General features: G+C 39.3%; 16 protein-coding genes. 15 read left to right on the forward strand and 1 reads right to left on the reverse strand.

From position 1 onward, the window contains the following. Positions 1–128: 128 nt before the first annotated feature. From ACFX4G_RS10985 to ACFX4G_RS11015, 7 genes are read left to right on the forward strand one after another with little or no spacing between them, the layout of a single operon-like run. The gene (locus tag ACFX4G_RS10985) at positions 129–431 is read left to right on the forward strand and encodes an urease subunit gamma (protein ID WP_013057659.1); all 303 of its coding nucleotides are present in this window, start codon (positions 129–131) and stop codon (positions 429–431) included. A 14-nt stretch (positions 432–445) separates the two neighbouring features. Beyond that, positions 446–772: an urease subunit beta gene (locus ACFX4G_RS10990; protein WP_013083758.1), complete on the forward strand. Its 327-nt coding sequence runs from the start codon at positions 446–448 to the stop codon at positions 770–772. Between the two features lies 1 nt (position 773). Next, a complete protein-coding gene (gene ureC / locus ACFX4G_RS10995; protein WP_377574577.1) occupies positions 774–2,483 on the forward strand; it encodes an urease subunit alpha in 1,710 nt (569 codons plus the stop codon). Positions 2,484–2,493: 10 nt separating this feature from the next. Beyond that, positions 2,494–2,940: an urease accessory protein UreE gene (gene ureE / locus ACFX4G_RS11000; RefSeq protein ID WP_043981524.1), complete on the forward strand. Its 447-nt coding sequence runs from the start codon at positions 2,494–2,496 to the stop codon at positions 2,938–2,940. Beyond that, the gene (locus tag ACFX4G_RS11005; RefSeq protein WP_097825190.1) at positions 2,933–3,619 is read left to right on the forward strand and encodes an urease accessory protein UreF; all 687 of its coding nucleotides are present in this window, start codon (positions 2,933–2,935) and stop codon (positions 3,617–3,619) included. The genes ureE and ACFX4G_RS11005 overlap by 8 nt, the downstream gene beginning before the upstream one ends. Positions 3,620–3,657: 38 nt before the next feature. After that, positions 3,658–4,272, forward strand: a complete 615-nt coding sequence (gene ureG / locus ACFX4G_RS11010; RefSeq protein ID WP_043981526.1) for an urease accessory protein UreG — start codon at positions 3,658–3,660, stop codon at positions 4,270–4,272. Beyond that, positions 4,269–5,078, forward strand: a complete 810-nt coding sequence (locus ACFX4G_RS11015) for an urease accessory protein UreD (protein ID WP_377574580.1) — start codon at positions 4,269–4,271, stop codon at positions 5,076–5,078. Before ureG ends, ACFX4G_RS11015 begins: the two co-directional genes overlap by 4 nt. Positions 5,079–5,334: 256 nt before the next feature. On the opposite strand, the gene ACFX4G_RS11020 is transcribed toward ACFX4G_RS11015, so the two are convergent. Continuing rightward, on the reverse strand, positions 5,335–5,973 hold the full coding sequence (locus tag ACFX4G_RS11020; protein WP_016764672.1) for a HoxN/HupN/NixA family nickel/cobalt transporter: 639 nt from the start codon (positions 5,971–5,973) through the stop codon (positions 5,335–5,337). 272 nt (positions 5,974–6,245) lie between these two features. Here ACFX4G_RS11020 and ACFX4G_RS11025 point away from each other — a divergent pair, with 272 nt between their 5' ends. The 8 genes from ACFX4G_RS11025 (at position 6,246) to ACFX4G_RS11060 (ending at position 13,707) form a co-directional block, all read left to right on the forward strand. After that, positions 6,246–6,707 (forward strand): hypothetical protein, encoded by a 462-nt coding sequence (locus ACFX4G_RS11025; protein WP_013057650.1) that lies wholly within the window; start codon positions 6,246–6,248, stop codon positions 6,705–6,707. Positions 6,708–6,942: 235 nt separating this feature from the next. Beyond that, the gene (locus ACFX4G_RS11030) at positions 6,943–7,710 is read left to right on the forward strand and encodes a carotenoid biosynthesis protein (protein WP_377574583.1); all 768 of its coding nucleotides are present in this window, start codon (positions 6,943–6,945) and stop codon (positions 7,708–7,710) included. Continuing rightward, positions 7,707–8,420, forward strand: coding sequence for a lysophospholipid acyltransferase family protein (locus ACFX4G_RS11035; protein ID WP_097825186.1), 714 nt, complete (start codon positions 7,707–7,709; stop codon positions 8,418–8,420). The genes ACFX4G_RS11030 and ACFX4G_RS11035 overlap by 4 nt, the downstream gene beginning before the upstream one ends. Next, positions 8,384–9,523 carry a glycosyltransferase family 2 protein gene (locus ACFX4G_RS11040; RefSeq protein ID WP_377574586.1) on the forward strand — a complete coding sequence of 380 codons (1,140 nt, stop codon included), beginning with the start codon at positions 8,384–8,386 and terminating at the stop codon, positions 9,521–9,523. The genes ACFX4G_RS11035 and ACFX4G_RS11040 overlap by 37 nt, the downstream gene beginning before the upstream one ends. Then, positions 9,520–10,980, forward strand: coding sequence for a phytoene desaturase family protein (locus tag ACFX4G_RS11045; RefSeq protein WP_043981531.1), 1,461 nt, complete (start codon positions 9,520–9,522; stop codon positions 10,978–10,980). The genes ACFX4G_RS11040 and ACFX4G_RS11045 overlap by 4 nt, the downstream gene beginning before the upstream one ends. 141 nt (positions 10,981–11,121) lie before the next feature. Next, positions 11,122–11,850, forward strand: coding sequence for a hypothetical protein (locus ACFX4G_RS11050; protein ID WP_377574589.1), 729 nt, complete (start codon positions 11,122–11,124; stop codon positions 11,848–11,850). A 157-nt stretch (positions 11,851–12,007) separates the two neighbouring features. Beyond that, complete coding sequence (locus ACFX4G_RS11055; RefSeq protein ID WP_377574592.1) at positions 12,008–12,751, forward strand: sugar phosphate isomerase/epimerase family protein; 744 nt, start codon at positions 12,008–12,010, stop codon at positions 12,749–12,751. Further along, on the forward strand, positions 12,748–13,707 hold the full coding sequence (locus ACFX4G_RS11060; protein ID WP_097825181.1) for a sugar kinase: 960 nt from the start codon (positions 12,748–12,750) through the stop codon (positions 13,705–13,707). Before ACFX4G_RS11055 ends, ACFX4G_RS11060 begins: the two co-directional genes overlap by 4 nt. Position 13,708 lies beyond the last annotated feature (1 nt).

A 13,708-nucleotide genomic window follows, 5' to 3' on the forward strand; every position in this document is an offset into this window, starting at 1 on the left:
TTTTTATCGGAAGAGATAAATTCTTTGTTTTTTGTCAGAAAATTTACTATAATTAGTTATGTATTTGTGTTAGAAAATATCACATTTGATGTTAATTAGAAAATAGATTAGCAGAAAGGAAGCTTTCATTGAAACTTACGTCGAGAGAACAAGAAAAATTAATGATTGTCGTAGCTGCAGACTTAGCAAGACGCCGTCAGACAAGAGGATTAAAACTTAATTATCCCGAAGCAGTAGCTATTATTACATATGAAATTATGGAAGGAGCTCGTGATGGCAAGACGGTAGCACAGCTAATGCGAGAAGGGACCAAGATTTTAAAACGAGAAGATGTAATGGAAGGTATTCCAGAAATGATTCATGATATTCAAGTGGAAGCTACCTTTCCAGACGGAACCAAGCTCGTCACTGTGCACGATCCAATTCGTTAAGAGGAGGGGAAGATATGATTCCAGGAGAATATTTCTTAAAAAAAGACCCAATCACATGTAATAACGGTAAGAAATCAATTAGCGTGACTGTAATCAACAGAGGCGATCGACCTGTTCAAGTAGGGTCACACTTTCATTTTTTTGAAGTGAATGCTGCGCTCGAGTTCCCACGCGAAGCTTCGCTTGGCTATCATTTAAATATTCCGGCCGGCACAGCCGTTCGTTTTGAACCAGGTGATGCAAAAGAAGTGGATCTCGTTGCTTTCTCCGGAACAAGAGAAATCTACGGTCTTAACAATAAAACAAACAGATCGCTTTCTGATAGAAAGGAAGATGTATAAGATGAGTTTTCAAATGTCGCGACGTCAGTATGCAGATATGTTTGGACCAACCGTTGGAGATGCTGTTCGTTTAGCAGACACAGAGCTATTTATTGAAATTGAAAAAGATTTCACCACGTACGGAGATGAAGTAAAGTTCGGCGGAGGAAAAGTCATTCGTGACGGAATGGGGCAGCATCCTCTTGCAACACGAAACGAAGCAGCGGACTTAGTGTTGACAAATGCAATTATTCTTGATTATACAGGCATATATAAAGCAGATATTGGAATAAAAGATGGACTCATTCAAACTATCGGAAAAGCGGGCAATCCCCTGCTGATGGATGAAGTAGACATCATCATTGGTGCGAGTACAGAAGTGGTTGCAGCAGAAGGGGAAATTGTAACCGCCGGCGGTATTGATGCACATATTCATTTCATTTGTCCGCAGCAAATTGAAACTGCTCTTGCCTCTGGCGTGACAACAATGATTGGAGGAGGAACGGGACCGGCTACAGGAACAAAAGCGACAACTTGTACACCCGGAGCTTGGCATATTGAACGAATGCTTGAAGCTGCTGAAGCATTCCCAATGAATATTGGCTTTTTAGGAAAAGGGAATGCAAGTGCCAAAGAGCCTTTAATTGAGCAAATTGAAGCTGGAGCGATTGGACTAAAGCTTCATGAAGACTGGGGAACCACAGCATCTGCCATTGATACAAGCTTACAGGTAGCAGACGAGTACGATGTTCAAATTGCGATTCATACAGATACTTTAAATGAAGGCGGCTTTGTCGAAGATACGATTGCAGCGATTGGCGATCGAGTCATTCATACCTATCATACTGAAGGAGCTGGAGGCGGACATGCACCTGATATTATGGAAATGGCAAGCTTTCCAAACGTGCTTCCATCATCAACTAATCCAACAAGGCCCTATACTGTCAACACGCTTGAAGAACATTTAGATATGCTCATGGTATGTCATCATCTTGATCCCTCTGTACCAGAAGACATCGCTTTTGCTGATTCTCGCATTCGCAAAGAAACGATTGCAGCTGAAGATATTTTACACGATTTAGGTGTATTCAGTATGATTTCTTCAGATTCTCAAGCAATGGGACGTGTAGGCGAAGTAATTACAAGAACGTGGCAAACAGCTGACAAAATGAAAAAGCAACGAGGGAAACTTGATGGTGACAGCGAAGTTGGCGATAACGCACGTGTCAAACGCTATGTAGCTAAATATACGATTAATCCAGCTATTGCTCATGGAATTTCCGAATATGTAGGATCAGTAGAAACAGGGAAAATGGCTGACTTAGTCCTATGGGAGCCAGCTTTTTTTGGAATAAAGCCTGACTTGATTGTAAAAGGCGGTTTGATTGCACACAGCTTAATGGGAGATCCTAATGCTTCAATTCCAACTCCACAGCCGGTTTTATACCGTCCGATGTTTGCTTCTTATGGAAAAGCAAGAGCTAAAACATCTCTTACGTTTGTGTCAAAAGCAGCGTACGAGAACAAAGTGGGCGAGAAACTGGGGTTGCAAAAGCTGCTTAAACCGGTCAAAAATATTCGTCAATTAAAAAAAACAGATATGAAGTTAAACGGGGAAATGCCTAAAATTGAAGTTGATCCCCAAACGTACGAAGTAAAAGTAGATGAACAAATGATTACATGTGAAGCAGCAGAAGTTGTGCCTATGGCGCAGCGATACTTTTTATTTTGAGGTGAAAGAAATGGTAATCGAAAAAATTATCGGAAATATGGCAACATTAGAAAAACGGGCTCCGCATATAGAAAAGGTATATATCGAAAGTGATCACTTAGTAAAACGCGTTCAACGCGTTGTAACAGATCACGGTAAGGAACTAGGAATTCGTCTAAAAGAAAATCGCGAGCTCACTGATGGCGACGTGCTGTTTATGGATGAAAGCAATATGATTGTTGTTCAGGTGGTGGCAGACGATATTTTAACCATTCAGCCGATTAATATTCAGCAAATGGGAGAAATTGCTCATCAGCTTGGCAACCGACATTTGCCAGCACAGTTTGAAGGTGGAGACATGCTCGTACAGTACGATTATTTAGTCGAAGAATTGCTTCAGCAGCTTGATATTCCCTATAAGCGCGAAAAAAGAAAAGTAAAACAAGCTTTTAAGCATATCGGACACAGTCATGACTAATTCATTGCTTTCGCTGATTCAACTATGTGATTCAAATTTTCCATCCGGTGCATTTTCACATTCGTTTGGTTTTGAAACGTATATTCAGCAAGATCAAATTTGCAACACAGAAACCTTTCAAGAAGCGCTTCGTACATACCTTGATGTTCAGCTGACGTATACGGACGGCTTAGCATGCAGACTGGCTTATGAGTATGCGAATCATGACCAGTTTAACGAAATTATGAGAGTGGATCATGAATTATACGCTCTTGCTTTGTCAAAAGAAACAAGAGAAGGGACAAGACGCGTGGGCCAGCGCATGTTAAAACTTTGCTTAGAGTTATTTCAAGGCTCTTATTTAGAAAAATATATGAGTGAGGTAAAAGCAAAGAAGGCGTATGGACATCCTGCTGTTGTATTTGCATTAGCCAGCCTGCAGTTGAACATTACAAAAGAAGAGGCAATTTTAAGTCACTTGTACGCTAGCATTTCTTCGTTAATTCAAAATGCTGTTCGGGGCATACCGATCGGGCAAACCGATGGGCAAAAAACGCTCGTTCTTTTTCAGCCGCTGCTGCAGCACGCACTTCAGCATATTTTACAAGCAGATCAAGAGGAATTTGGTGCGGTGACACCAGGGTTAGAAATTGCTCAAATGCAGCATGAACAATTGCATGTACGATTGTTCATGTCATAAAAAAGGAGGGAAAGCCTTCTAACAATGAAGGCGTAAAAATGAATGCAATTAAAATTGGAATTGGTGGACCTGTTGGTGCAGGGAAAACAATGTTAGTAGAACGATTAACGCGTGCACTAGAAGGACAGCTAAGCATGGCAGTCATTACAAACGATATTTATACAAAAGAAGACGCGCAATTTCTAGTAAAAAACAGTGTTTTGCCAGAAAATCGTATCGTAGGAGTAGAAACAGGAGGATGTCCTCATACGGCCATTCGAGAAGATGCATCTATGAACTTTGCTGCGATCGATGAGTTAGTGGAACGTCACCCCGATGTTGAACTTATTTTTGTAGAAAGCGGAGGAGATAATTTAGCCGCAACGTTTAGCCCAGAGCTCGTTGATTTTTCGATTTATATCATCGATGTAGCACAAGGGGAAAAAATCCCGCGTAAAGGCGGTCAAGGAATGATTAAATCTGATTTATTCATTATCAACAAAACAGATTTAGCCCCGTATGTAGGAGCCAGTTTAGAAGTAATGAAAAAAGATACAATCCAAGCAAGAGGGCACAAGCCTTTTGTTTTCACCAATTTAAAAGAAGATAAAGGGCTCGACCAAGTAATAGAGTGGATTAAAAAAGAGGCCTTTTTAATCGGCCTTGAATCATGAGCTACACGGGTTATTTAGAGCTTCGAGCAGAAAGAAACAGCGAGCGAACCATTATTAAAGATACGTACCATTACGGTGCTTTTAAAGTTGCCAGACCTATTTACATGACTCCTGAATCCCCTTTTGTTTATATGCTTCACGTAGGTGGAGGATACGTAAGCGGAGACAAATATAAAACGATGATAACGGTAGAGAAAAATGCCCAGCTGACGGCTACTACTCAATCTGCGACAAAGGTGTACAAAACACCGAACGAAGCTGTTTTACAAGAAACGTGTATAACCCTTGAAGAACAAGCCATCATGGAATATATACCAGACCCGCTTATTTTGTATGAAAATGCTGCATTTTTCCAAGAAATAACGGTTCGTATGGCACAAAACGCTGCTTTGTTTATGTGTGACAGCATCACCCCGGGGTGGTCGCCGGATGGGCAGCTGTTTCAATATACCTCTATGCGTTCCAAGCTTAAACTGTATGTAAACGAGCAGCTGAAGGTATACGATCACTTATACTTGAAGCCAGAAAGCCATTTGCGCGGCATGATGAAAATGGAAGGGTATACTCATTTTGGATCGATTATCATTGTTCATCCAAACGCCGACGACGCATTTATAGCGAAAGTACATCAGCTGTGCGAAGAGGTTGGCTGTAAAGTAGGAGCTTCCGCACTTCCGATCCCTGGATGTGCTATTCGAATATTAGCTGCTAGTACACAAGAAGTTGAAGACATAATCGCTAAAGTATACGGATTGTTCCGACAGCATTTACTAAAAGCTGAAGTATCACTTTTGCGTAAGTATTAAAGAGGCTGGGACAAAAATATGTTAGTCGAAAGAAGATCCGAACGAGCTGGATTCTTAATGGAGAATCAAATTCGTTCGGATTTTTTTATTGGTAGGGTGAACGTAGGTTTCCTGTATGTAGCTCCTTCTAGCCGTTGATTAAAGGGCAAAGCGACGTCTTGCCCAGAAATAAACAGCTGTAGAACAGGCAGTCCAGATCATTTATCATACTTGTTCATCTTTAGATTGAATTGTTTTCATTATGTCTCATTCGCTTTTAGAACCACAGGCTAAACAATCCGTCGCTTACACCTAAATTATACATATAATAAAGGCCAAATATAATGCTGACAGCGCCTGTTACCTGCATCAAGCAGCGGTTTAACGTCACTTGTTTTTTAGTTGTAACGAATGGAATCCCAATAACCGTTGTAAATAACAGCATGCCAAGACAAGTGCCGATTCCAAAAATGATAATGTACAGAGCACCTTGCCATACGTGAGTAACGGTGCTCATCGTTAATACAACCATAGCTGCGCTTCCCGCCAGTCCATGAACAAAGCCAATGCCCAATGACTTTAAGTAAGACGTTTTTTCGTGATGCGTATGTACTTGTTTTTTGTAAGACAGAAACGATGTGAAACCGAGGTAAACGAGCATAATTCCCACTAAAAATTCAAGTGACATGCTCATACGTTCAGAAATACTGCTTTTTAACACCATTAAAATCATGCCAAAAATAAACAGCGTAAGCGTATGGCCAATCCCCCAGTATACTCCTGCAAGCGAAGAGCGCCACAGTTTTTTACTTTTTGAAGCAATGGTTGATACAGCGATAATATGATCTGGTTCTAGAGCATGCTTGATTCCTAAAAGAAACCCTAGTATTAAAATTGAAAAAAAACTTGTTTCCATGTCAGCTTTCTCATCCTTTCGTACGTATAAAACTAGTATATCGTACGATTTTGTTTTAATAAACAGAAAATTCTAAACAAAAATGTCTGGTCGAATAGCTAAACCATTTATCAATTTACAATAAGTTACAAATATTAAAGGAGATGTAGTATAAAAATTTTACATTTACAAAAACTATGAGTAAATTATTGTGAGGTTGATAACTATGGACAAAATTTCTACTGATATCATGCTGTGGAGTTCTTTTATACGTCAAAATGTTAGGACAGAACGTGACTAGACTAGAAGCTCTTTTATGGAGCATTGCGTTGCCGGGCTTTGGACAATTACTAAACAAAAAACATATAAAAGGAATTTTGTTTATTGTACTTGAATTTCTCATTAATATGGGCGCAAATTTTAATGAAGGCATTCGCTTAAGCTTTTTAGGAGAAACAAGGCAGTCCCTAGAAGTAATGAACATGCAGTGGTTAATGTTTTATCCATGTTTGTATTTTTTTGCAATTTGGGATGCTGTTAAAGAAGCAGAAAACGGCGCATCGAGATTTACATTTATTCCTTTTGTCTCCTGTGCTTATTTTGTTACAGTAGGCATTATGTATTCTTCAGTAACAACCATCAACGGTGTTTTTATAGGACCAATTTGGCTTCCTATGCTGTCTGTTATACCTGGACTTGTTGTCGGACTCATTGTCAAAAAGCTATTAGAAGTGTATATACATAAGAAAAAATAAACGTCATTACAATCTATACATCCGTAGATTTTAATGGACGTTTATTTTATTTTTGTTTATAAATAAGTAATAAAGTCTCTTATTTAGGGAACGTACTAACAGTGGCTGTTTTTACATAATTTTAAGAGAGCGCGGACTATTCATAAAAAAGAGCACATTGAAAATGGAGAGAATGGGTACAAGCTTATATAATAGCACTTTGACAAAAAGAAGCTGGAGAGAAGGTGGATAAAGGATGATCACAAATGGTATTTATCGTTTTTTTCTTATCTGGTACGTATGCGGAGTCGTCTTGCTTTCCTTCGATTTGCTGCCTTCATGGTTAGAATGGGCAAACGCGGTCTTTTTACACTTGAGCAGTCTTCTTGCTCTTATTTATCTAACTAAAGCTTATGGAGTAAGGCGGGCACTGCTCGTTGCGATATTTGTGACAGGCGCATCTATTTATATCGAAAGTCTAGGTGTTAAGTATGGATTTTTATTTGGATCCTACGATTATGAAAGAGATTTTGGCGCCAAAATTTTAGGTGTTCCTCTGACCATTGGTTCGGCTTGGTTTATGGTTGTGATTACAAGCAGAATACTAGCTTTAGGAATTATGAAACGTATGGAGCTGCCGTTTATTGTCCATGGAATTGCCTATGCAGTCATTAGTTCGCTTTTTGCTGTTATTATGGATTTGGCTATTGATCCTGTTGCCTATGTTGTTAAACAATATTGGGTGTGGGAAGGGGACAGCTTTTATTATAATATTCCTTTATCAAATTTCTCCGGCTGGTTTTTATTGTCTTTCTTCATTCAGCTGGTCGTATATTTCTTTTTAGCTAAGTCTCCTAAAGAGGAAAATCCGGTGTGGGAAAAAAGAATGGTATTTTTGTATAGTGCAGTTGTCATGATGTTTGTGATTGTAGCGTTAGCAAATGGCCTATGGCTTGTCGTATGTCTGACGATGATTCCTTTTCTTATTCTTTATATTGTGTATAAAAAGGAGACTCGCTTATGATTTACCCGAAGAAAAACTCAATATTTGAGCGATTTTTTCAACTGTTTGTCACATATCAGCTTAAAAAGCAATTTTATCGTATTCATTTACATATAGAAGGACTCCCAAAAGATAAAAAAATTTTATTAATTGCTAATCATTCCAGCTGGTGGGACGGTTTAGTGACATTTTATTTAAATAACGCGGTATTAAAAACAGATCTATACGCTATGATGTCCGAACAAGGAATGAAGGATTTTCCTTTTTTTCAACGAATCGGAGCTTTTTCAGTAAATGCAGCGTCCCCGAAGCATACGGTGGAATCGTTAAGGTTTGCCAGTAAGCTGTTAGAAGAGAAAAAAGCGGTGCTTATTTTTCCCCAAGGAAAAGAAGAGCATCTTGAAAAAAGACCGTTAACTTTTTCTGAAGGACCTGCTTTTCTTCTAAAGAAGCATTCTGACGTTGAAGTTATTCCCATTACGTATTATTATACGTTTCGCCATGATCAGCGACCGGAGCTTTTTATCTGGATAGGGCAAGCTGTTTTTTACGACTCGGCTAAGGCAAGAGAAGAGATAACCAACACGCTAGGCGGTACAGTCACTGCTCAGCTTGATCATCAAAAACAGAAAATAATTCAAGAAAACGATGAGGAATTTACGGTTTTATTAAAAGGAAAAAAGACGCTTAGTGAATGGTTAACGTGGTGGAAAGCGAAGGTGAAAGAATGATTTACTATATGCTTTTATTTATTTTTATGCTGCTTTTAACCATTGTAAATATTCAAGCAATGCCTAAATTAAAAAGATACGAGCTGGATTCCAAAACACCTCAGCCTCTCATTTCTATTTTGATTCCAATGCGAAATGAAGAACGAAATGTAAAGCGAATCATTTCCTCTATTAAAGGATTAACGTACAGCAATCTAGAATGTGTCATACTAGACGATCAGTCCACAGATCAAACACGACCACAGCTGTTGAAAGAAATTCACGGCGATCCGAGGTTTACCATCATAGAAGGAAAAGAGCTGAGAGAGGGCTGGGTCGGAAAAGTTCATGCCTGTCACCAGCTGTCGCAAGCTGCAAATGGAGACTATTTATTGTTTGTAGACGCAGATGTAGAACTAAAAGAACGTACACTAGAACATACTTTAGCCACAGCACAAGCGACAAAAGCCGCTCTTTTAACAGGTTTCCCTCGTTTTCCCGTAAAAACGTGGTTAGAAGCATTGGTTGTTCCGCTTCAGCATGTGGTTGTTTTTAGTTATTTACCGGTTGTCGTAGCTAATCGTAACAAGATGAGCAAAGCTTCCGCGGCTCACGGTGCTTTTATGTTTATAAAAAAAGAAGCTTACGAGGCCGTAGGAGGACATGAAGCCGTCAAATCTTCACTAGTAGAAGATGTCCACCTAGCCCAGCTTTTTAAGCAAAAGAAACACCGCGTCATTTTAGCGAATATTACCTCTAATGTTAGCTGTTATATGTATGAAACAACAGAAGAAGTATGGAACGGTTTTGCTAAAAACATCTTTGTAGGTCTGGGCCGCTCCGCTAAAGCAGTTTGGATACTAAGCGTTTTTTTTGCCTGTTACTACGTGCTGCCGCTTCCTTTTTTTATAGCAGGAATATTCACAGGCAACATGCTTTGGATTCTGCCTTTTTGCATTATGCTTTTTCAGCGGTTTTTAATTGACCGGTCGGCTCAGCAAAAAGGGCTTTTATTTTGTACGATGCCCGCGTCGGCAATTGTGCTGATGCTGCTGATGAATCATTCCATGAAGCGTGAACGAAAAAAGCAGGGATATGAATGGAAAGGAAGGCATTATCAATGAAAAAAGTACTAATAGTTGGGGCAGGATTAGGCGGATTAGCTGCAGGAGTTCTTCTTCAAACAAAGGGGTTCGATGTCACAATTGTGGAAAAAAACGAGCATGTAGGCGGAAAAATGATGCCTGTGCAGCTAGGAGAATATTCTTTTGATTTTGGGCCTAATACCATTACAATGCCCGAAGTTTTTCAGTGGTTATTTGAGCAAGCGGGTGAACGTCCAGAAGACTATATGCCTCTTGTCAAACTAACGCATCATACGAATAACTTCTTCACCGACGGCTCCCAATTTTCCATGTCTATAGATGAAAGAAAAATGATTCAGCAGCTTGAACGTCTCGATCCCTTTGCTGCGGAGCAATACCCTGCCTATTTGAAAGAAGTAAAAAGAATATACGACATTGCAAAAAGCCAATTTTTCTACCGGACATTTTCATCGTGGAAAGATTACACAAACCCTTCTTTATTAAAAGCATTGCTGCAAGTAAGGCCGTTTGAAACAGTAGATACGTTTCATCAGCGTTTTTTTCGAAACGAAAACATTCGAAATGCATTTAATCGATATGCAACCTATATCGGATCTTCACCTTATACATCACCCGCTACGTTTTCATTGATTGGACATTTAGAAATGAATGATGGGGTGTACTATGTAAAAGGAGGAAACCCTAGAATTGCAAAAGGGCTGGGACATGTGTTCCAAAAAGCTGGAGGGAAGCTGTATACAAACTGCAGCGTTACTGAAATAATCGTAAAAAATAAACGGGCTGTCGGAGTAGAAGTAAATGGAGAAGAAAAGATAGACGCGGATATTGTTATTGTGAACGGCGACTTGCTAAAGGCCTATCCGGCACTCGTAAAAGAACAGGATAGACCTCATTTTAAAAACAAAAAAGCAGCTGAATTTGAGCCTTCTATATCAGCTTATGTGATCATGGCAGCTGTTAAGAAGCGCTTTTCTCAGCTGATTCATCATCAAGTGTATTTTTCTCAAGATTATAAACAGGAATTCTATGAGCTATTTCAGCAAAAAACGCTTCCAACCGATCCCACCATCTATATTTGTAATTCTTCATATACCGATAACACGGTAGCTCCTGGTGATAATTTATTTATTTTAGTGAATGCTCCTGCTGTGAAAGAAGAGAATCAAGAAGAAATGAACGCTTACAGAGAAGTTGTCTATCGCAAGCTTTCTCAGTTTGGTTTAGATATCGAGTCTTCGCTTGTACATGAGCGAATTGTTACTCCATATGAAATTGAACAAACGTTCGGTGCATTTAAAGGTGCTTTGTACGGCGTGAGTTCAAACCGGAAAATGGATAGTTTTCTTCGGCCAAGCAACGTCTCAAAAGATGTTAAAAACTTATATTTTGTAGGAGGAACGACTCACCCTGGAGGAGGGTCTCCTATGGTCACGATTAGCGGCATCAATGTAGCTATGCTTATTTCATCTTCCTAATTGATAAATCAGGATTGTCAAAAAGTTTAGTTTTTTGGTACTATAAGAAAGTGCAGAGGCTGTTAACCTGCTGTTCTTACGGATGGAAAAAATGAAAAAACATGTTACATAACGAAGTTGAAAAGGTGATTACATAACTATATGATTGTATTTACGTGTCTTATTATTATCATAAGCATTATCCGTCCGTACTTGGAAAGCGTGACTGTTAAGCGAATTGCTTCAGAAGGCAAAAAAATTCGCTACTACAAAGAACAGTTCTTTTTTTATGTGCTAATTTTACTATTTTATATTGCGGTGATGGTATACCATAAGGTTCCAATTTCTATGTTAGGATTACAGGGAGTATATCTCGATACGATTCATCGCACGGCTCCGTATCCAGCGTGGATTGAATATTTGCTGCTTTTAATCTTTGCTGGCTTTATCATTCTGTCCATTATGCTTCAATGGATGAAAGATCATGGAGAAACGGTTTTTGTGGAACAGGAAATGCCCACGTCAATTGAGGCAACCGTTCCTAAAACGGAAAGAGAGCAAAAGTGGTGGCTAGCATACAGCGGTATCTCCAGCTTCGTAGAAAGCACCGTTTATTTTCCTAGCTTTTATTTATATAGTCACTATATATTAGCCATTGAAAACACATGGGTATTGGCCGTTTTAATTGGTATTGGTTATTTCCTATCACAGCTAGCTTTCCAGCTTGACCGTTTAAGTGTCCAGACGCTGTTAGTTGGTATCGGGCTAGGCGCTTTATTTATCATGACGAAGTCAGTTGTCATTATAATCTTGTACTATGGCTTTAGCTTTTTGATTTATGATATTTACCAGCAAGATCGCAATCTAGTAAAAAGCACAGATGATCACTAAGAAACAACACGGCATAAAGCTGTGTTGTTTCTTTTTTTTATAATTTATAAAAAAAGCTTGAAAAGCGCTTTCAATAGTCTTATAATTTAGATAAATCGATTTACTAAACCGGTTTAGTAAGTGGTTAGTTAGTATAATAAGAAAGGTAGGTCGATTTATGAACAGTATCATTATCCCGTTAAATGCATTTGAAACAACAGGCTTTCAGCACGCCATGATTGGAAAAATACATGAGCAGCAAGTACATGGAGTGGAAATTAGAAGAGAGTTAATGAAAAAAGTAGATCAAGAGATTGCGCTTATTGCTGAAGAATTAAAAACATGTCCACTTTTTACAGTATATTCGGCTCCAATTGAACTGTGGAGAGAAAATGGAGAGTTAAACACACAAGAATTAAAAGTTATTCTTGAAGAAGCCGTATCACTTGGCGCTCAGTGGGTAAAAGTTTCTCTTGGTTTTTATCAGCCCCAATCGCCTATGGCAGATTTACAGCAGCTATTAGAGGCATTTCCAGCTTTACGTCTATTTGTAGAAAACGATCAAACCAGTCACGGAGGCAACATAGCATCTCTCCACGCATTTTTTGATAACGCTTACGAAGTTCCTGTTTCCATGACGTTTGATATTGGTAACTGGCTCTACGTAGATGAACAACCCCAGGAAGCAATCAAAATGCTAAGGTCATTTGTGGGCTATATTCATATTAAACACGTCATAAAAAGCAGCGGAAAGCTAGTGACAACCGCTATATCGAACGATTCAAATGAAATGTGGAAAGATATTTTGAAAGGGTTTTCTCATTCGATTTTTAAAGCTTTAGAGTTTCCAATCGATGAACCGGAACAAATCCCCGGCTTCATTTCATTGGTGCAAGCAGCAGAACAGGAGGAAGTTCAATGAATTCATTAGACGTTATTACCTTCGGAGAAGCAATGGCGATGTTCATGGCAGAGCAGCCGGGACCGCTGCATGAGATTAAGCATTATACGAAAGAACTGGCCGGAGCAGAAACAAATGTAGCAATTGGTATCGCTCGTCTCGGTCTGCGCGCAGGCTGGGTGAGCAAAGTCGGCAACGATCCTTTCGGTACGTTTATTATGAAACGGCTACAAGAAGAATATGTCAACACCGATTGTGTATTAGTAGATAGCGAGCATGCAACAGGCTTTCAAATTAAATCAAAAGTGGAAGTGGGAGACCCGGAAGTTTGTTACTTCCGAAAAAATTCAGCAGCCAGTCACTTGCACTCCAGCGATTTTAATCAAAACTATTTTTTAGCGGCAAAACATATGCATATGACAGGCATACCGCTTGCTGTGTCAGCAAGTATGCGCGATTTTGCTCTACATGCACTTACATCGATGAAAGCAGCTGGAAGAACAGTTTCCTTTGATCCAAACCTTAGACCTACTCTTTGGGCATCGAAAGAAGAAATGGTTGTTACAATCAATGAAGCTGCTAAACAAGCAAACTACGTTCTGCCGGGTATTGAAGAAGGAAAAATCTTAACCGGCTACGAAAACCCAGAAGACATTGCTTCTTACTATTTAGATGCAGGCGTAGAGCTTGTCGTTATTAAACTAGGTGAACAAGGAGCCTTTTTTAAGACGGCTAAAGAGCAAGGAATGGTTGAAGGAATAAAAGTGAAACAAATAGTGGATACAGTCGGAGCAGGAGACGGTTTTGCAGTAGGACTGTTAAGCGGACTTCTTCAAAATGATTCTCTTACTCAGTCTGTAAGGAGAGCAAATGCTATTGGGTCATTAGCTGTACAAAGCCCTGGAGATAACGACGGATATCCAACTGAACAGCAGTTGCAAAGATATATGGAATCCCAAAAACAAGGAGTGAAGTGAT

This window comes from Priestia sp. YIM B13486 (assembly GCF_042787865.1).
Taxonomy (GTDB): domain Bacteria; phylum Bacillota; class Bacilli; order Bacillales; family Bacillaceae_H; genus Priestia; species Priestia megaterium.